Source organism: Spirulina sp. CCY15215, assembly GCF_016888125.1.
GTDB lineage: Bacteria > Cyanobacteriota > Cyanobacteriia > Cyanobacteriales > Spirulinaceae > CCY15215.
This window is the reverse complement of sequence record NZ_JACSWA010000320.1, coordinates 1-17258: the sequence shown is the minus strand read 5'-3', so window position 1 is coordinate 17258 and position 17258 is coordinate 1. Positions and strand designations below refer to the sequence as shown.

19 protein-coding genes and 1 pseudogene are annotated in these 17258 nt (G+C 43.7%); 5 read left to right on the top strand and 15 right to left on the bottom strand.

What is annotated here, in order from left to right; translation table 11 throughout:
• Positions 1 to 20 precede the first annotated feature (20 nt).
• Positions 21 to 1253 (bottom strand): Zn-dependent hydrolase, encoded by a 1233-nt coding sequence (locus JUI58_RS05705; protein ID WP_204102788.1) that lies wholly within the window; start codon positions 1251 to 1253, stop codon positions 21 to 23.
• Positions 1254 to 1519: 266 nt separating this feature from the next.
• Here JUI58_RS05705 and JUI58_RS05700 point away from each other — a divergent pair, with 266 nt between their 5' ends.
• Complete coding sequence (locus JUI58_RS05700) at positions 1520 to 1699, top strand: hypothetical protein (RefSeq protein ID WP_204102787.1); 180 nt, start codon at positions 1520 to 1522, stop codon at positions 1697 to 1699.
• 89 nt (positions 1700 to 1788) lie between these two features.
• Here JUI58_RS05700 and JUI58_RS05695 read toward each other — a convergent pair whose 3' ends face one another.
• The 7 genes from JUI58_RS05695 to JUI58_RS05665 all read right to left on the bottom strand — a co-directional run bounded on the left by JUI58_RS05695 (position 1789) and on the right by JUI58_RS05665 (position 7605).
• Positions 1789 to 2637, bottom strand: a complete 849-nt coding sequence (locus JUI58_RS05695; RefSeq protein WP_204102786.1) for a DNA-formamidopyrimidine glycosylase — start codon at positions 2635 to 2637, stop codon at positions 1789 to 1791.
• A gap of 32 nt (positions 2638 to 2669) precedes the next feature.
• On the bottom strand, positions 2670 to 2858 hold the full coding sequence (locus tag JUI58_RS05690) for a photosystem I reaction center subunit IV (protein ID WP_204102785.1): 189 nt from the start codon (positions 2856 to 2858) through the stop codon (positions 2670 to 2672).
• Between the two features lie 128 nt (positions 2859 to 2986).
• Positions 2987 to 3619 (bottom strand): DUF6391 domain-containing protein, encoded by a 633-nt coding sequence (locus JUI58_RS05685; RefSeq protein ID WP_204102784.1) that lies wholly within the window; start codon positions 3617 to 3619, stop codon positions 2987 to 2989.
• Positions 3620 to 3719: 100 nt separating this feature from the next.
• Complete coding sequence (locus JUI58_RS05680; protein WP_204102783.1) at positions 3720 to 4538, bottom strand: DNA-binding domain-containing protein; 819 nt, start codon at positions 4536 to 4538, stop codon at positions 3720 to 3722.
• On the bottom strand, positions 4535 to 5488 hold the full coding sequence (locus JUI58_RS05675) for a DUF692 domain-containing protein (protein WP_239121299.1): 954 nt from the start codon (positions 5486 to 5488) through the stop codon (positions 4535 to 4537). The genes JUI58_RS05680 and JUI58_RS05675 overlap by 4 nt, the downstream gene beginning before the upstream one ends.
• Position 5489: 1 nt before the next feature.
• The gene (locus JUI58_RS05670; protein ID WP_204102781.1) at positions 5490 to 6131 is read right to left on the bottom strand and encodes a hypothetical protein; all 642 of its coding nucleotides are present in this window, start codon (positions 6129 to 6131) and stop codon (positions 5490 to 5492) included.
• A 46-nt stretch (positions 6132 to 6177) separates the two neighbouring features.
• On the bottom strand, positions 6178 to 7605 hold the full coding sequence (locus tag JUI58_RS05665) for a ferritin-like domain-containing protein (RefSeq protein ID WP_204102780.1): 1428 nt from the start codon (positions 7603 to 7605) through the stop codon (positions 6178 to 6180).
• 262 nt (positions 7606 to 7867) lie between these two features.
• Between JUI58_RS05665 and JUI58_RS05660 the strand changes: the two genes are divergently transcribed.
• On the top strand, positions 7868 to 9193 hold the full coding sequence (locus JUI58_RS05660) for a hypothetical protein (protein WP_204102779.1): 1326 nt from the start codon (positions 7868 to 7870) through the stop codon (positions 9191 to 9193).
• 122 nt (positions 9194 to 9315) lie between these two features.
• Positions 9316 to 9696, top strand: a complete 381-nt coding sequence (gene petE, locus JUI58_RS05655; RefSeq protein WP_204102778.1) for a plastocyanin — start codon at positions 9316 to 9318, stop codon at positions 9694 to 9696.
• A gap of 111 nt (positions 9697 to 9807) precedes the next feature.
• On the opposite strand, the gene metK is transcribed toward petE, so the two are convergent.
• A complete protein-coding gene (metK, locus tag JUI58_RS05650) occupies positions 9808 to 11061 on the bottom strand; it encodes a methionine adenosyltransferase (protein WP_239121296.1) in 1254 nt (417 codons plus the stop codon).
• 195 nt (positions 11062 to 11256) lie between these two features.
• Here metK and JUI58_RS05645 point away from each other — a divergent pair, with 195 nt between their 5' ends.
• Positions 11257 to 12045, top strand: a complete 789-nt coding sequence (locus JUI58_RS05645; protein ID WP_204102777.1) for a Uma2 family endonuclease — start codon at positions 11257 to 11259, stop codon at positions 12043 to 12045.
• Between the two features lie 70 nt (positions 12046 to 12115).
• On the opposite strand, the gene JUI58_RS05640 is transcribed toward JUI58_RS05645, so the two are convergent.
• Positions 12116 to 12643 carry a Tic20 family protein gene (locus tag JUI58_RS05640; protein WP_204102776.1) on the bottom strand — a complete coding sequence of 176 codons (528 nt, stop codon included), beginning with the start codon at positions 12641 to 12643 and terminating at the stop codon, positions 12116 to 12118.
• A gap of 200 nt (positions 12644 to 12843) precedes the next feature.
• Between JUI58_RS05640 and JUI58_RS05635 the strand changes: the two genes are divergently transcribed.
• Positions 12844 to 13812 carry an SGNH/GDSL hydrolase family protein gene (locus tag JUI58_RS05635; RefSeq protein WP_204102775.1) on the top strand — a complete coding sequence of 323 codons (969 nt, stop codon included), beginning with the start codon at positions 12844 to 12846 and terminating at the stop codon, positions 13810 to 13812.
• Between the two features lie 22 nt (positions 13813 to 13834).
• Here the strand turns inward: JUI58_RS05635 and JUI58_RS05630 are convergent, their stop codons facing one another.
• The 5 genes and pseudogenes from JUI58_RS05630 to JUI58_RS05610 form a co-directional block, all read right to left on the bottom strand.
• Positions 13835 to 14455 (bottom strand): AIM24 family protein, encoded by a 621-nt coding sequence (locus tag JUI58_RS05630; protein ID WP_204102774.1) that lies wholly within the window; start codon positions 14453 to 14455, stop codon positions 13835 to 13837.
• Entirely contained in the window at positions 14452 to 15105 is a 654-nt protein-coding gene (locus JUI58_RS05625) for an AIM24 family protein (RefSeq protein ID WP_204102773.1), read from the bottom strand. The genes JUI58_RS05630 and JUI58_RS05625 overlap by 4 nt, the downstream gene beginning before the upstream one ends.
• A gap of 30 nt (positions 15106 to 15135) precedes the next feature.
• Positions 15136 to 15768, bottom strand: a complete 633-nt coding sequence (locus JUI58_RS05620; RefSeq protein ID WP_204102772.1) for an AIM24 family protein — start codon at positions 15766 to 15768, stop codon at positions 15136 to 15138.
• Between the two features lie 37 nt (positions 15769 to 15805).
• Positions 15806 to 16201: a nuclear transport factor 2 family protein gene (locus JUI58_RS05615; protein ID WP_204102771.1), complete on the bottom strand. Its 396-nt coding sequence runs from the start codon at positions 16199 to 16201 to the stop codon at positions 15806 to 15808.
• Positions 16202 to 16294: 93 nt separating this feature from the next.
• Positions 16295 to 17083: pseudogene (locus tag JUI58_RS05610) on the bottom strand (thiazole synthase); the annotation flags it as partial.
• Between the last annotated feature and the right edge of the window lie 175 nt (positions 17084 to 17258).

Below are 17258 nucleotides of genomic sequence, written 5' to 3'. Positions count from 1 at the left end.
GTTCACTTGTACAGCAAGCCCTATTGATAGTATCGATCCAATTGCCATAACGTATCGAGTAATATATTGGCACCGCGAACGCATTCTTCTGGGGAAGTATGTTCTTCTTCTGCATGACTGATTCCCCCAGAAGATGGCACGAAAATCATCCCCATATCGGTAATACTAGCCATTTCCTGCGCGTCGTGACTGGCACGACTGGGGAGATAGGTGTAAGTAAAGCCTCGCAATTCACAAGAACGAGAAATGGCTCGCTGGATGTGAGGCTCTGCCAGGGCGGGTTCTAAATGCAAACGGGGCAGAATTTGGATTTTTGTAGCTGTGGCGATCGCAATTTCCTCTAAATACAAGCGTAACTGTTGCAAAAGGCGATCGATATGTCGGCTAGATAAATCGCGAATATCTAAACTCATTTCGACATTACCGGGGACGACATTGGCGGCATTGGGATAAACTTGGAATTGTCCCACCGTTGCCACTTGCTGACCTGGAGTATTGCCAATGGCGTTCACGGCTAAAACCACCCTAGAAGCGGCAACAAGGGCATCTCGACGCATAGACATGGGAGTAGTTCCGGCATGATTAGCACTGCCCTCTACCAGGATTTTAAAGCGTCTCTGGCCGACAATCCCCTCAATGATACCAATCTCCTTTTGCATTGATTCTAAAACAGGTCCCTGTTCCACGTGCAACTCCACAAAAGCCGCGATCGCCCTTTCATTTCGCTTGGCAATTTCAATCTCATCCCAATTTCCCCCCACCCGTTTTAAACAGGTTTGAATATCGCTTCCATCGGGACGGCGATAATAGTTGGGATCGCGAACAATATTTCCCGACATTCCCTTTGAACCGATGGTACTGCTTTCTTCATCGGTAAAAACAATCACTTCGAGGGAATGATTTAATTGTAAATTCTCGTCTCGTAGGGTTCGTACTATCTCCAAACCCGCTAAAACCCCCAGAGTACCATCGTAACGCCCGCCACTGGGGACAGTATCGATATGAGAACCCGTTGCTAAAACAGGAAGTTGGGGCATTTTCCCCGCATAAGTGCCAATAATATTACCCGCAGGATCGATACGAAGGTTCATACCTGCATCCTGCATCCATTGCTTGACCAGATTTCGTCCTTGGATATCTTCGGGAGTATAAGCGATACGACGGACACCTCCTTGAGGAAGAGACCCGATCGCTGCCAATTCTACAATATTTTGCAGAAGGCGATCGCCGTTAATGTTTAATGTTCCAACCATAACGATAAATGCTTTAAATGCTTTGCGAAATAATAAAATTAAAACAGCAATTTCTCTGAATGATTTTCTGAAAGTCTAGGGTATGTTGGAATGAGGGGCAAGTTTCAACTCTCAGCTTTCTTCGGTTAGCTTTCTTCGGGTTGACTTACCTCGAAAGATAAGTAAAAATACGGAGGCTAATAATTTTACAGATAATTTATTATGCTGTTCAATTTTAGTTCTTGTTTTAACTTACTTGTTTTGTTTTTAATCAGGAGTGTGTCACTATGTTTGCAGCTTTATTTTTGACTTCCTCGGCAATGGCCTATCTATTCTCGGGTTCGATATGCTACCTCGCCTTGCGTGCTGAAAAACAACGCCAAGGTCAACCGATACCAGTATTACAGAAGCTAGAAATTCCTCTCTTTTGGCCGCTTTGGATTGCTAAAGAAATGACCAATAAATAAAGATACCTGGTTTTCTAGCAATTAACGATTCCGATTACCGATTCTCTCTTTTATTTCTGAATTTTATTTCTGACATTTATTGTTGAAATTTATTGTTGACATTGAGGACAGAAATGAGAGGAACGTCCGCCTATTTTAATTCGTTCGATCGCCTTGCTACAATGTACGCAGGGCTTTCCTTTGCGCCCATACACAAGCGCCGTATCTCCGTAATTTCCTGGAACACCGAGGAGACTCAGGAAATTACTAAAAGTTGTTCCTCCCTTGGCGATCGCCGTTTCTAATACTTCCACAATGGCTTGATAGAGTCGATCAATCTGTTTTTCCTCTAAGTGAGAGGCGATCGCATCGGGACGAATGCCGCTTTTAAAGAGTGCCTCATCTGCATAAATATTCCCTAACCCCGCGATCGCCTGCTGATCGAGAAGCACAGTTTTAATCGGTCGTTTGGTTTTGGCAAGAGTTTTGCTTAAATAAGCAGGGGAGAAATTGCTAGTTAAAGGTTCAGGTCCCAACTTTTGTAAACCTGTAATAATCGTCTCGGGATCGCGATCGGGGGGAACCCACCACATTTTCCCAAAGGTACGAATATCAACAAAGCGCAATTCCTTGCCTTCAGGAAAGAACAAGCGCACCCGCGTATGAGGAGACAAAGGATCGTCGCGATCGCCCCATAATAACTGTCCCGTCATTCGCAAATGAACCCCTAGCCATCCCCCTGCGCGATCGTCTGACTGACGCAGTGGTGCCAGCAAGTATTTCCCGCGTCGCTGCCAAGAAGTAATGGAGACTCCCTGTAAACCCTCTAAAAATGACCCAATAGAAGCAGGGTAGGCAAGGGTTCTCTCGAGTAACACTTCCCCACCCTGCACTATTTGATTTAGGGTTAGTCTATTTAACCCGCGACGTACCGTTTCGACTTCTGGTAACTCCGGCACGATTAATCCCCAATCTCCACTTTTACTGTTGCTTACTCAATCACTTGCAGTTCGCCTTCAGCAAAATTGTTGGTGGCTACACCAGAGTAATTAACCTTATCAAAACGAACGATGACGGGATAGATAATACCGCTCTTGTCAACGCTGGCAACTTTACCAACATCTTTATACCAGTAAGATTCTTTACGCAAGATTCTTACTTTGTCATTGCGTTTAACCATAAGTCATTCTCCTTTGATTCTCTAGCTTACAGCCTACTATTCAACGGGAGTTCTCTACCCGCTTTTGTTTTTAAGTTTTATTAAGCAAAACCGGTATCAATCCCCCTTTTTCTCTTCCCCTTTTCGCTTTAATCCTGCCAGCGCACTGAGATAAAATGGGCGGAACGTCCCCAAAAATCGGAGGTCTGTACAATTTCATCCACCACTAAATTAAACGGGATCGAGGTGGTAATATATTTCTGTGCCAGTTCTCCCAGATCGGGGGCGATTTGAGTGGCAACAACCGCAGCCAATCCCATGCCCAGCATTTGTTCGAGGGGATTGCGCGGCAGGAGAAAAGATGCCCCCGCAGCCAATCCCATTGCCAGCAGAATATTAACCGATAGATTGGTTCCGCAGCGAGGATGAACAGCAAGATCCCATTCTCCTCCTTGGAGGCGATCGAGTGCGCGTTGGACGGCTTGGCGAAGATGATCTGGGTTAACTGTACCGTATAAATAAAACCCTTTTTCTGTCGATAATCCCCCTAAAGCATTATCGTCGCTTTGATTTACATCGGGAATAGCAACGCGATCGCCCATTTCGCTTAAAACCCAAACTGTAGCGTGTTCGAGGGCGTGTACCTGACGCAACATCAAAACTTCTTGCAAACTGGGGATAAAGGAGAGAGTTTTGAGTAGATCGCTATCTTGAGTAGGATAAGGAGCAGAAGGCTCAAAGTTGAAAAATTCGCCGGAATTGGCAGTGGCTGCTTGAGTCATGATGTTTCTCGGTTGGTCTAGCTTCTTTTACGGTAGCGATCTTGGCATAGAATGAAAAAAATCTTGATTTTGCTTAATTTTACTGGTTGCTCCAAGTTTTTCAATCCCCGACAATAAAAAAGCACGCTTCCAGCCAACGTTCCCGCGTACTGCCTGCTTGCGCCCAAGAGCGATATACTTGTTCTCTGGGCTGTGCTGCTTCTCGTGCCGCAACGGCGATCGCCTCTTCAATCTTCAAGCCGCGAGAAAGTGCCTGCAAAAATATATACTGTACTCCTGTTAAAGAGAAGGTATGGGTTAAGTAATTCTTACGGATTAGGGCGATAGGCGATCGTTGCAAGGGTGGAAAAGGGGGATCGTTGTTCTGTTTCACCTCATGGTAATACCAAGCTACCGGAAAGCGATAATCTCCCAGGGCGAAACAAGGCTGCAATTTCAGACAACTATCGGGACTGTGCAGATTAGCAAAGGGTTTACCTTCATGTCCCGGTGCATCGAACATAACAAAGAGTTGTCGTTCAAATTGCGCCAGATCCACCATGAAATCAATCCAACTTTCTCGTTTATCTGAGGTTTCCTGCCGATCCGGTCGCGTTTCCTCCAAATAAGCGGGAAATCTTTTACCCAAATCCGATAAAGTGTAACTAATAGAGGGATAAGTTTGCAAATACTGACGAGCGAAATCGTTAAACAAATCCGCTCCTAGGGCGTGACAGAGGGCAGGAAATTGCTCTCGCATACATTTTAATAGTCGGATGTGATAGTTGCGCTGATAGATTGCTAATCTCTGACTGCTGTTTAAGCGCGACGAAGATGCCACCATCCCCTCGATTTGTTCCCTTGAGGCTTGCTGGGGGTCAATCAAAGCATTTTGCATCCAACTTTGTAGCCCTTGTAATGATGGGCTTGTTTCCTTCATTTTTGCTCCCAGATGGTATTTCCCATCACTTCCGGTACGAGAAAATCTACGGGAGTCGAAACAGATTCCTTGTTGTTGAAGGATACTTCGGCGATCGCCATCGGTTTGCCATTTTCATCCATGTACTGTTTCGCTTTTAATAATTCGGCGTGATATTCTGCCAAGGAGGGAATATTGCCATCCCATTCCAAGAGAGTAGAAGCACCCTGACTTCGCGATCGCGCTAGGCGATATAATTCCCAAACAGCAGGCTCTACAGCGCGATCGTGAGTATCAATAATGTGAGTGCCGCAATGTTGATGTCCCGCTAAGTGAATTTGGATGACATTAGACCAAGGGAAGGAATCGAGATAAGCGAGGGGGTCTGCATCCGTATTGAAGCAGGTAACATAAACATTATTAACATCGAGTAATAATCCGCACCCAGTTTCCTCGACAAGCTGACGCAAGAATTCTGGCTCCGTGAGGGTTGACTGAGTAAAGGTGAGATAGGTGCTGGGATTTTCAAGGATGAGAGGACGTTCTAGAAAATCCTGTACTTGATGAACCCGTGCCGCTACGTGGCTTAAAGTCTCCTCTGTTAAAGGAATCGGTAACAAGTCGTGGGAATTAATCCCCTGTACTCCCGTCCAACAGAGATGATCGCTCACCCATGCGGGTTTTACTTCCTCTGCTAAGGCTTTCAACTTGCCAAGGTAAGGGAAATTTAGGGGATCTGTGCTACCGATGGAGAGAGAGACCCCGTGAAGAACTACAGGATAATGCTCCGCGATCGCGCGAATAGCCCAGCGAGGACGACCTCCTGAGTCCATAAAGTTTTCTGAAATAGCCTCAAACCAAGCGATCGCCGGCTGCTGCTCGATAATTTGGTCAAAATGGAGGCTTCGCAGCCCCAAACCCAGACCGAGCTTAGGCAGAGAGGCGATCGCCCCTGTACCGTTTCTCTCCATGTTACGGGGTAGCACCACTCATATCACTAGAACCACAAGCAACAATGCTGCGGCGATTGGCATTATTATCAGAGATCCACAAAAAGGCAGGACCAGCTTGGAAAAGTTCACCCATGCGATCGCCACCACCAATAGGGGGAAGTTCCTCGGGTAGATCGGGATTTTCTTCCCGCAGTTGTGGCCAAACCTTTTCATGGAACACCTGTCGCGCCCTCAGCCAAACGCTTTGCCCCTGATAGCGCCCATTGACGATAAAGCGCTCAGAATTGATGGGAGTAGCGCAGGAACCGAGGGATTTACAATCATTGATACCGGGTTGCTCAAACTCCTCAGCCGTACCATTCAGCCCGCAACCCCCCTGATTTCGACAGTCATTCTGCACGTGGCATTTATGATCCGTCGTCGTGGAACAATATCCTTGACCCGCACATTCATTGGGCTTGCCAATTTTATCTTCGGGTCCGTCTGTGGGTCCAGCAGCCCCAAAGCGATCTTGACCTTTGCAACTATTTAGCCCCATACAGGCATGAGGAGGATGTGCTGATGCCAAAGGTGTGCCAATTTGCTGTGGCCAAGTTGGTGCCTCTTGATAAGGATAGGGTTGAGGGACGGGTTCGCCTGCTTTTGGTTGAGAATCAGACATAATAAATAATTTTGTACTCCTTGTAATCTTTCAGAATTGCGCGGGATTATTTCCAGTACGGACCCGCGTCTGGTAGTGTTTTAATCGTTTCGATCATCTCTTTCACGACCTTTAGTTGACTCTCTTCAGTAATTTTTTCGGTCAAAGCAAGCAAGTTAGTGTAAGCATCCTGACGGGAACCGAGATCGATGTTTTCAAATGTGGGGGCAAAGTTATAGCCGTTGTCCATAACAAAGGTGCGGGTATGTTTAATCAAGCGGTTTAAGACCCACAACATGGAGCGGTGCATGGCTTCATTAAAGAACAATTTCTGCTCTGGATTCGGCACTTTGTAAATAGTTTCGGTGAGAATGAGCATATATTGGTAGACCCCGTTGCAGAGATTGGATAGGGCTTGGTAGTCTTGGGGATATCCGGCGGTGGTGGGGTTATCGGGGAAATTGTAGATGATTTCTTCGAGATCCGTATCGGTGATCGTGGGGGTAATGGGGGCGGGAGGTTTGGGCAAATTGGGCAGTTTTTCGATATGATGTTCGTACCGTTCCAGTTGCGCTTGCAGTCCCAAAAACTTGTAATAGTGAGAGTATTCGCTTTGACTGGGATCGTCTATCTCTCGATGGGCGTATCCTTCCCCTTGATCGCAAATTGTAGCGATCGCCTCTAATGCCTCGCGTTTGCTACTAATGGTAATCAATTCTGCGTGACCCGCATGGCTGTCGGGTTTATTCGGATATTGAGCAACCGCAGCAGCACTGGGATATCCTCCTGGATGGCTGCCTTCGGGGGTTTTCCACGGATCGAATTTTTGAGCGGGATAGATTGTATCGATGCTATTGGGGGAGTAATTGTAGCTCTGAATTTGGGTTTCTGCACCGTTGACTTGGAAATCTTCGTCTTTAAGATGATGGCATTCAATCAAGCATCTGATGTAAGAATAAAACTGTCCGATGGTATTCCAATTTCTATCTTTAGGCCAAGCAATTTTCGGTTCGGGATACTCAATTTGCAAACAATGCCAAAGTTGTTCGTAGCTGAACTTTGAGAGGGGGACAAGTACCTTTGTTTGGCGATCTGGTCCGGGGGGTCCTTTGGGGTTATGAGAAGGTAGAGGTGTGGGGTATGAATTTGGCGATCGCTTATACAATTGCGGCTCGACTCCCAGAGAATAGAGAATGTTAGCAGAAAGGGACATATGCAGCATCTCTTCTACGGCAATACTCATCATAATTCCCGCAGCTTTGTTGGCATAGAGGCTGGGATTATCAACATTTTCACCTCTTGTGTGGATACGATTGATTGAATAGTAAGTATAAAGGTAGATTGGAATCGTTGCCAATTCGATCTGAACGGCAGTTTGTAGGTTTTCTTTCAATTCCTGTAATGCTTGTTCGCGAGTCAGGAAGAGATCGTCAAAGAGGGTTTTAAGATGTTCTTCCCATGTCAAAGGAGAGATGGGATCGGTGCTACTACTCATCAAATTATTTTCCTATTTTGAGATCGAGTATAAGCGTTGAAAACACCATAATGGGCGTTGAGAATTGTAAAGTTTCTCTAACCTTGACTTTCGATCGCGGCGATCGCCAAAATTCTTAATTTAATTATTGTCCCTTCATCAAATCTTTAATTTTCTCTCTACGAATATATTTTTTCCAACAAGATCCATCGCAGCAAGTTTCCAATTTAAGGCAAAATTTGTATAATCCATTTACTCAGGGACATTTTAGGAGGATTAATAAATGAGAGCCGACCGAGATTTATCGTTTTTGCCTAACAGTAATGGCGATCGCAATACTGTATTCTCCAGTACATTCTCAAATGTGCGACACTCTAAACACCAAAAGGTGACACCGTTACGCTCTCAAGATCAGAACCGATCGCCTCATTCTCTTAATAATACCAAGCATCCCCAAACCCTAATCTGTGATTTTTTTACAGAAATTGTTAGCAGCGAATCTCCTCAAAGCGCGATCGACCATTTTAAAGATTTCTTTATTCTCAAAAGCGATCGCATTGGCAAAGCGATCGAGCAATCTTTATACGATCTTATTGTTCTCAATTGTGAAGAAGATTTCTTTATTCTCTTAGATCGATGTTGTTCTATTCTTATTAAGCAATGGATCGTAACAAAACAGGAAAAATATATAGCCGTTTTATTAGATGTATTGAAAAATGAAATAGGTTCTTATAAAAGTCTCCATCCCACTCGCCGAAGATTAAAAGAATGGGTTTTAGGATTTCTCGAAAGTAATTATTTTCAAGGTTTGCAGTTATTCGTGCCTTGCGATCGCCAAAAATCGGAAGATACTACCCCTTGGAAAAACCGCTATACTGCTTATATACTAACGGCTCAATACTTCAATCCCGATTATCCGAGAGAACATCGAGAAGTTGCCAAGTTATTAGCTTATAAGTCCCATAAACAATTCAAATTCAAACTAGCTTTGTTTTTGGCTCGTGCTAACTTACCCAACTCTTCTCAGAGAAGTGACCAAAATCCAACCACTTTAAACCTTCGCACTTTATGTTTAATTCAACAGATTTTAGTCAAGCGCAAAAATATAAATTATCAAGGACTCGCCAATATTTTCCTCAAACAAACAGAAGGAATGGTGTATAAAGACTTCAAAAAAAGTCTTCTCAAATACTTATTATTTTCCCTTAAACAAGGCCAAACCTCAACTTGGTTACAAGCCAGTATTGCCAAATATTTAGAATCTCTTTACTCAAACTATAATGATAAAATTGTTGACAGTAATTTACTATTAAGAACCTGTAAGCGTTTAATTGTCTATCTCCTCAAGCCTAACTGGGAAATTTCCAGTCATCCCTTTACAATTCTCACTCGTCGTAGTAATTATCTAACTCTTGCTACCCTCTTACTGAAAATTGTTCTTATTTCTCAGAGTAGTTACAAGCAGCTTATCTTTTGTACAGTTGAACTCATTCAAGAACATGAAACTCAACCCGAAGCAGAATGTCAATGGCTGATTGGTTTTATCGAGACATTGCGGGTTGTTCTAGCCATTTCCCACGAGACAGAAGGGATAACAAGTAATGGCTAAATCTCCCCCCACCCCCCCACACTCCCCCAACTCCCCACAGAATCGCCAAAGAAATTCGACAAAGTGTCAAACTTCCTGATACAATCCTGATTGAAGTTAAATACGACACATTGTCAAAGATCATGTTAAAGAAACTAGGTTTAATTCTTTCTACGGTTTTACTGGCGATCGCCGCCTTTGCCCTTTCCGCCTCTCCTGCTGCGGCTGAATCCTACACTGTCAAAATGGGGACAGATAGCTACCAACTCAAATTCGACCCATCTACCCTCACGGTTGCCCCCGGTGACACAGTAAAATTCCAAAACAATAAACTTGCTCCTCACAACGTTGTTTTCGACCAAGAACCCCTTGCTTCATTGGGAATGACTGCTTCTAAAACCTTATTTAATCCCTCAGATTCTCATTCCGTTACCATTCCTGATGATATTGCCCCTGGTACTTACTCTTTCTACTGCTCTCCTCACAAAGGTGCAGGGATGACAGGCACACTGACTGTTGAGTAAATCCGCAAAGCAAAATTAATCGCAGAATTTACAACCAGAAGATTTTTAAGGGATGCTATTTAATTAAATAGCATCCCTTGGCGATCGCAATAAATTCAACTCAGGAAGTAACTAAACTGCCGCCGCCCCTAAAGCCTCTGACTTCAACAATTCAGCCTTATCAGTTTGTTCCCAAGGCAGATCGAGATCCGTCCGTCCCAAATGACCGTAAGCGGCGATATCTTGGTAAAAACGTCCACCCCGTTCTTTCGGTAAACCGCGTAAATTAAAGGCTTGGATAATTCCCGCCGGGCGCAGTTCAAAATGTTTCTGCACTAATTGCAAGAGAATCTCTTCATCTACTTTACCCGTGCCGAAGGTTTCCACCAAAACACTAACAGGACGCGCCACACCGATCGCATAACTCACCTGTACCTCGCATTTTTCCGCCAGTCCCGCCGCAATGATATTTTTAGCAGCATAACGACAAGCATAGGCCGCAGAGCGATCGACTTTCGTAGGGTCTTTACCGGAAAAAGCCCCGCCACCGTGACGAGAATAGCCACCGTAGGTATCAACAATAATTTTCCGACCCGTTAACCCAGCATCTCCTTGGGGACCGCCGATGACAAATTTGCCCGTGGGGTTAACCAGAAAGCGGGTATTTGCATCAGGTTTAATGGCCATATCCGCAAAAACGGGTTTGACCACCGCTTCCATCAGATCGGCTTTGATTTTGGCTTGAATGGCATCATTGTCCGTCAATTCGCCGATCGCCGGGGCGTGTTGAGTGGAAATCAAAATCGTATCGATGCCGACGGGTTTGCCATCTTCATAAATGACGCTAACTTGGGATTTGCCATCGGGACGCAGATAAGGAAGATCCCCAGTTTTACGGACGGCAGCCAAACGACGACAGATCCGGTGTGCCAAACTAATCGGTAGGGGCATTAATTCCGGGGTTTCGTTGCAGGCATAGCCAAACATTAAGCCCTGATCTCCTGCACCAATGCGATCGAGTTCATCATCGCTTAATTCGTGCCGTTCTTCTTGGGCGCTGGTGACTCCTTGGGCAATATCGGGAGATTGTTCGTCAAGGGCAACGAGGACAGCACAGCTATCGGCAGCAAAGCCGTTACTAGAATCCGTGTAGCCAATTTCGGCAATTTTTTTCCGCGCCAAATTGACAAAATTAATGTGTGCCTGAGAGGTAATTTCTCCGGTGATCAAAACTAGACCCGTATTAACCACCACTTCGGCAGCAACGCGGCTATATTCGTCTTCGGTCAAGAGAGTATCAAGGATAGTATCCGAAATTTGATCGCAAATTTTGTCGGGATGTCCTTCAGTGACGGATTCTGAGGTAAAGAGATAACGACGAGACAATATGAATTTCTCCTTTAGCGCATTGGGGATTGAGCAAGCAAACACTATCATAATCGAGAAAAAGGCAAGAGGGGAAGAAGGCAAGAGGAAACAGGCAAAGAGCAACAGAGAGGAAGGAGGAGGAAAAAGTAAGACTTCTTCTCTCATTCTATATAATGGGGTCAAATGTATTGACTCTTTCTTTTTTTTGAGGCAATGGTACAACAACTCCAATTCCTCTCCATTGAAGAGGAACTTCTCTATCCCGATAGCGACGGTAAACCCTTGGCTGATAACACGACCCAATTACGCTTAATTTTTACCATTAAAGGGGGTCTTGATGCCCTCTTCAAGGACAGAGACGATGTGTTCGTGGCTGCGGATTTACTCTGGTATCCGGTGCAACTGACTCAAGCCGAAATTCTGGCAGACAAAAAACCGAAAAAGCAAGCCCCTGATGTTATGGTCGTTTTTGGACGACCCAAAGGCGATCGCGGTTCTTATATGCAGTGGAAAGAGGACAATATTGCTCCGCAAGTGGCGTTTGAAATCCTTTCTCCTGGTAATAAGAAGAAGGATATGGACACCAAGTTTAAGTTTTATCAAGAGCATGGAATTGAGGAATATTACCTTTACAATCCGAAAAAGAATCGTTTGCAAGGATGGTTGAGAAAAGGGAATAAGTTGGAAGAAATTTCTCAAATGGAAAATTGGAGAAGTCCACTTTTGGGGGTAAAATTTAGCACGAGGGAGGGGGATTTGGTTTTATTTCATCCCGATGGAGAGCGTTTTGTTGAGTTTGTTGAGGCGATCGAGCAACGCGATCGCGCACTAGCAGAGAAGGATCGCGAACGATTGGAAAAGGAACTCGAAAAACAAAGGGCAGATAATGCTGAAAATGAGCGCGATCGCGAACGACAACAAAAAGAACAAATCCAATCTGAACTGCAAAAATTACAAGAAAAACTGCAAAAATTAAACATCGATCTTGATTCTCTTTCTTGATTATTGCAAATGCGATCGTATCATTCCAACTCTCCTAGAAACACGATCGCTATTTTAAATCCTAAATAGTTTAGCGAATTTGACTGTAAGCGGCTTCTGAGATGGTGGGAATTTCGGCATAGCGACCGCGAAAACACTGGGCGATCGCATAACCCGATACACCAATGACACCAATAAAGACGGTGGTAGATAAAAGTGTTCCCAGATCGATCGCGGCACCAGTATTGCCTCGACCAACTAAGGGATCGAATAATACCCGAGAAAGTCCCAAAATATCGAGGGCTAAACGACACAAGAAGGCAAAAATCGAGATTAATAGGGCTTGTAGGGCATTAAAGCGGAGAAAATGGGGCAGTCTTTGATTTTGCACCACGAGAATGTAAACTGCGAAGAATATGCCCATTTCCACGATCGCGAGGCCGCCAATAGAAAGAAAATAAATTGGCAGTAACATAAATAACGGAATAAAAGGGATCGCCAGAAAGGGGACGAGGGCAAAAATTAGCATCCCAAAGGGCAAGGCTTCGAGAATGGGAATCAAATACGTTAAAGCTGCTAGGATTTTATCTTGTGTTGTGGTAGAACCGCGCCAGGTCATAATTGCTATCTCGCTGTCAAAAAACTATCTACAAAGGAAGAGGGGAAGGGTAGTCGAAAATTTTTTTGCTTCCCTTTCATTATTTGCATTATAAGGGCGATCGCCGAAGTTATCGCGATACGGCTTTGCTAGGCTTGCGGGAAAGCACTTGCCGGTCAAAAAATCATTGACAGACCAATAGGGTGTAATCATTGACAAATATGAAACTAAAAACAGTTTTTCGCTATCGCTTCCTAATTTTTATTATATTACTTGTTCTCATTTTAGAAGGTGTATTGCGTCTTAAATTTGGCTTAGGGAATCCTGTATTAAGTCAAACTGATTCAGCCACAGGGTATCGCTTTCAGCCCAATCAAAATATAACTCGTTTTGGCCGCAAAATCATTTACAATCAATATTCTCAAAGATCCGATCGCCTTACTTCCCAAAATCCTAAAAATACTCTCAGAATTCTCATGGTTGGCGACTCAGTATTAAATGGGGGAACCTTAACCGATCAAAAACAAACTATTTCCGAACAGTTAGAAGCGCAAATAAAAAAGACAGGAATTAATACAGAGGTTTTGAATGCGTCGGCAGGATCTTGGGGCATTGGTAATCAACTCGGATACTTGCAGAAATTTGGTACATTTGCAAGCGATTTACTCATTTTACAGATTGGAACTCACGATTTAATTCAACCCACCAGTGTTGGCGATCGCGTCGGAATTGACCCCAATTATCCCGATCACAAGCCATTTTTAGCACTACAAGAAATGTTTTCTCGCTACCTTCTCCCCCAATTTTCCCTCCGTTTGCATTTGCAACCTCCCTATCCAGAAATTCCGCCAACTTTAACCCCCGAGGAACAATTTCACGAAAATCTCTTGCTGTTGGATCGTATTCTGAAACGCGATCGCACACTGCCAATTATTGTTCTTTTCACACCCAACCGCGTTGATGTCCTTCCTAATGCCGATCTTCCTGCTTATAAAACCAAGTTTTTGCAGTTTTTAAAAACTCGTCATATCTCCTTTATCGATACTCACTTAGCTTGGTCGCAATACCCTGCAACCACTACAGAATCTTATTTTCGTGATGTTGTTCATCTCACACCCGCAGGAAATAGCGCGATCGCCAAACTTTTATTTGAGCAAATTTGTCAGCGCGATCGGTTATGTTCTTTATAACACATTCTTTATCAATTACTGATTATTGCTCAGAAGATTGAATCAAAATAGTCCCTTTTCCCGTAAAATTTAACTGTCTTTCTTCACCGGACTTTTTTAATCCGGCTAAACTTCCCACCGCAGAGAAAACATCTTTAATATATTCATAATCATAATGATAAGAAGGACTGGGTAAATCTGCCCATCCTAAAATAGCATCGGGATCGACCTTTGCAGGAGCCTCCAGAAACACCACAGGACCGTTAGAAGACGCAATTAATTGACCCGTTCCCAAAAAGGTTAAATAACCAGCTAACGTTGATTCTTGACAGATTAATGAAGGAGAAAAAGCCAAAACTCGAGATGCTTTTACCGTCAAATGTGCATCTTCTAAATCATAAGACGCAATTTCGCAAGCGCGATCGCCTAATACAAGTTTTCCTTGTCCCGTTACGACGACAAAATTATTCCCATAACGAGGTGTATTTAAAGACTCTTGTACAATCAAATCAAGCAAGTTTACTCCAATTGCTTCAAATCTTAACATTCCATAATAAGCAATCATTTTGCCTTTTGTAATAATCATTTGGTTGACAACATTCAAACAATAACTATAATTATTGAGATTGTCGTTATCGGGTAAAGTTTCGTAGTTATAAATCATGGTTTTTTTTCTCGTTCGTAGGCTTGAATATAAACCGTCCCTTGTCCGGTAAACTTGAATTGATAGCTTTCTCCAGAAGTTTGACCGATCAATGTTTTCCAATTTACATCCGTTACAAACTGAGTTGTTAACATTCCTTTGTGGCCGAGATAAGCATTAGGATCGACAAATATAGGCTCTTTTTGCGTTACCTCAAGGGCGATCGCATCTCCTTGAGAAATAATAGCTACTTCACCCGATCCCGAAAATGTCGTTGTAAATAAACCTTGACCGCTTGCAACCCCTTTAATAATACCTTGTACTCCTCCTTGATTACCTTGAAAAATCGTTCCAGTTTGTAAGCGACTATCGTAAGCTAAAACACTATCAGTTTCAATATATAACATTTCTCCTCGTAAAGGAATAATCGTCACATATTTGCCATCATAACCATAACAAATTTTTCCCGTTCCTCTGGCCCGCATCACAATTAATTCTTCATTGGTTACTTCTCGCATGGCTAAATTTTGGACTCCACCTCCAGCAAGATAACTGCGAGTAAAATTAATTTTCCCCGTATAGCAAATCATCGAACCGCGTTTTGCAAAAATTTCTTCTTTTGCCAGTGCGATCGCCAGCATTTTATAATTAACTAAGCTATAAGTTGGCATAATTTCTCCTGATAATAATTTATCTAAATTCTAGCTTTTTGGTCTTGGACGTTCTGCCGCTTGAATGTAAACAATTCCTTGTCCAGTAAACTTTAACTGATAGCTTTCTCCAGAATTTTCGCCGATCATTGTTTTCCAATTCACATCAAAAATAAATTCTTTTTGAACATTACCTTGATAACCGATAAACGCATCAGGATCGACACAAAAGGGATAAATTCCATTCACCTCAAATGCTAAAATTCCCCCTTGAGAAATTACGGCAACATGGCCAATTCCTTCAACCGTTGTTGTAAATAAACCTTGCCCTGATGTCGCCCCAGCAATTCCAGCAAAAGCAACATTAGTTTTCAGATTTTTATCAAATGCTAAGAGACTATTACTTTCAATAAATACTTTTTCATTATTTAAAGGGAGAATGGAAATCTCTTGCGCTTTATTGGCAAAATACACAATTCCAGAACCCTTAACGCACATGAGTTCAAATTGTTCTGTTGTTACTTTACGTTTGAGAACACCGAATAGTCCTTCTCCCCCTAATAAAGCCTTTTCAAATTTAATATTTCCACTGCAAGCAACCATCGATCCGGCTGTTGCCAAGATTTCCTCATTATCCAAAGCAACTTGGAGAAGGCGATCGTTTTTCAATGCAAAAGAAGTCATTTTTATAATTGATAATTTTAGAAATTAATCGCATTTTTTATTCCCTTTTACTGGCAATAGGGCTACCGTGATGGTGAACGAGATACCATTTTTGTGCCATTTTCCGAAAGATATTCGTTGCCATCGATCGCGCTTCATAACGTTGCTTTCCCACAATTTGCATAACATTCTCCACCAGGATGATGTAGGCGATCGCCTCTCCGATCTCAACATTGATAATTTCCGTTTCAATTTCGAGGTAATTGGTATTGCGAAAAATTTGTTCCCAAGAAGTGCGCGTATTCTCCCATCCTCGTAGGGTTTCCCGTCCAGGATGGATGCAAGAACACCATGTTCCTTGGGACCAAACCTCAGACATTGCACCAATATCCTTCTTCTCAAAAGCACGATAAAAGGTGTCATTAAGGGCAAGAATTGCTGTTTTTTCGTCCATTATTTTAGGTAATTGACAACTGGTAATCGGGAGAAAGCGATCGGAAAAAAGAGAAATTTCTCGTTTATCCTTCCTTCTCCCATTATGCCTAGATTAACCTACCGTTCCTGTTAAAGGAGAACTCGCACTTGCGTAGGCTTTAATCGGAATACGTCCGGCTTGATAGGCCATGCGTCCGGCTTCTGCGGCCATACCCACTGCTTTAGCCATTGTAACAGGGTCTTTCGCAAGGGCGATCGCGCTATTCACCAGCAGGGCATCTGCACCCATTTCCATTGCTGCGGCTGCCTCACTGGGGCTACCGATCCCCGCATCGACGACCACGGGGACCTTGGCCTGTTCGATGATAATGGCAATATTGGCAGCATTTTTTAGCCCTTGTCCGGAACCTATGGGAGAACCTAACGGCATCACCGTGACGCAACCAGCCTCCTCTAAACGCTTGGCCAGCAGGGGATCGGCGTTGATGTAGGGTAAAACGGCAAAACCCTCTTTAACCAACTGTTCTGCCGCTTCTAGGGTGCCGATGGGGTCGGGAAGTAAATATTTAGCGTCGGGAATGACCTCGAGTTTGACAAAATTATTCTCTTCTTGTCCCAAAAGTTTAGCCATTTCTCGCCCCAAACGGGCAACACGCACAGCTTCTTCGACGGTTTTACAGCCGGCAGTATTGGGAAGCATCCAGATTTTGTCCCAGTCGATCGCCTCTGCGAGTCCTTCGTGACCAGGGGCTTTTGTTTGCACTCGTCGCACTGCAACGGTGACAATTTCGCAACCACTGGCTATAATGCTTTCTTGCATAGTTTTGAGATTGGGATATTTGCCTGTCCCTGTCATCAAGCGAGATTTAAAAGTTCGTCCGGCAATGGTTAAAGAATCATTAGATGAAGTAGTTTGAAGGGGTTTAGGGTTGAGAATTGTTGCTGGTGACATGAAATTAGAGATTAGTTATTAATTTAGGACTTACGCAGCTAGGGAGCGAGACTTACGCAGCTAGGGAGCGAGACTTACGCAGCTAGGGAGCGAGACTTACGCAGCTAGGGAGCGAGACTTACGC

What these genes read in the sequence shown, in the direction of transcription:
- JUI58_RS05705 (WP_204102788.1), bottom strand. Translation starts at nt 1,253, where the DNA reads ATGGTTGGAACATTAAACATTAACGGCGATCGCCTTCTGCAAAATATT.
- JUI58_RS05700 (WP_204102787.1), top strand. Translation starts at nt 1,520, where the DNA reads ATGTTTGCAGCTTTATTTTTGACTTCCTCGGCAATGGCCTATCTATTC.
- JUI58_RS05690 (WP_204102785.1), bottom strand. Translation starts at nt 2,858, where the DNA reads ATGGTTAAACGCAATGACAAAGTAAGAATCTTGCGTAAAGAATCTTAC.
- JUI58_RS05685 (WP_204102784.1), bottom strand. Translation starts at nt 3,619, where the DNA reads ATGACTCAAGCAGCCACTGCCAATTCCGGCGAATTTTTCAACTTTGAG.
- JUI58_RS05680 (WP_204102783.1), bottom strand. Translation starts at nt 4,538, where the DNA reads ATGAAGGAAACAAGCCCATCATTACAAGGGCTACAAAGTTGGATGCAA.
- JUI58_RS05675 (WP_239121299.1), bottom strand. Translation starts at nt 5,488, where the DNA reads ATGGAGAGAAACGGTACAGGGGCGATCGCCTCTCTGCCTAAGCTCGGT.
- JUI58_RS05670 (WP_204102781.1), bottom strand. Translation starts at nt 6,131, where the DNA reads ATGTCTGATTCTCAACCAAAAGCAGGCGAACCCGTCCCTCAACCCTAT.
- JUI58_RS05665 (WP_204102780.1), bottom strand. Translation starts at nt 7,605, where the DNA reads ATGAGTAGTAGCACCGATCCCATCTCTCCTTTGACATGGGAAGAACAT.
- JUI58_RS05660 (WP_204102779.1), top strand. Translation starts at nt 7,868, where the DNA reads ATGAGAGCCGACCGAGATTTATCGTTTTTGCCTAACAGTAATGGCGAT.
- petE (WP_204102778.1), top strand. Translation starts at nt 9,316, where the DNA reads ATGTTAAAGAAACTAGGTTTAATTCTTTCTACGGTTTTACTGGCGATC.
- JUI58_RS05645 (WP_204102777.1), top strand. Translation starts at nt 11,257, where the DNA reads ATGGTACAACAACTCCAATTCCTCTCCATTGAAGAGGAACTTCTCTAT.
- JUI58_RS05640 (WP_204102776.1), bottom strand. Translation starts at nt 12,643, where the DNA reads ATGACCTGGCGCGGTTCTACCACAACACAAGATAAAATCCTAGCAGCT.
- JUI58_RS05635 (WP_204102775.1), top strand. Translation starts at nt 12,844, where the DNA reads ATGAAACTAAAAACAGTTTTTCGCTATCGCTTCCTAATTTTTATTATA.
- JUI58_RS05630 (WP_204102774.1), bottom strand. Translation starts at nt 14,455, where the DNA reads ATGATTTATAACTACGAAACTTTACCCGATAACGACAATCTCAATAAT.
- JUI58_RS05625 (WP_204102773.1), bottom strand. Translation starts at nt 15,105, where the DNA reads ATGCCAACTTATAGCTTAGTTAATTATAAAATGCTGGCGATCGCACTG.
- JUI58_RS05620 (WP_204102772.1), bottom strand. Translation starts at nt 15,768, where the DNA reads ATGACTTCTTTTGCATTGAAAAACGATCGCCTTCTCCAAGTTGCTTTG.
- JUI58_RS05615 (WP_204102771.1), bottom strand. Translation starts at nt 16,201, where the DNA reads ATGGACGAAAAAACAGCAATTCTTGCCCTTAATGACACCTTTTATCGT.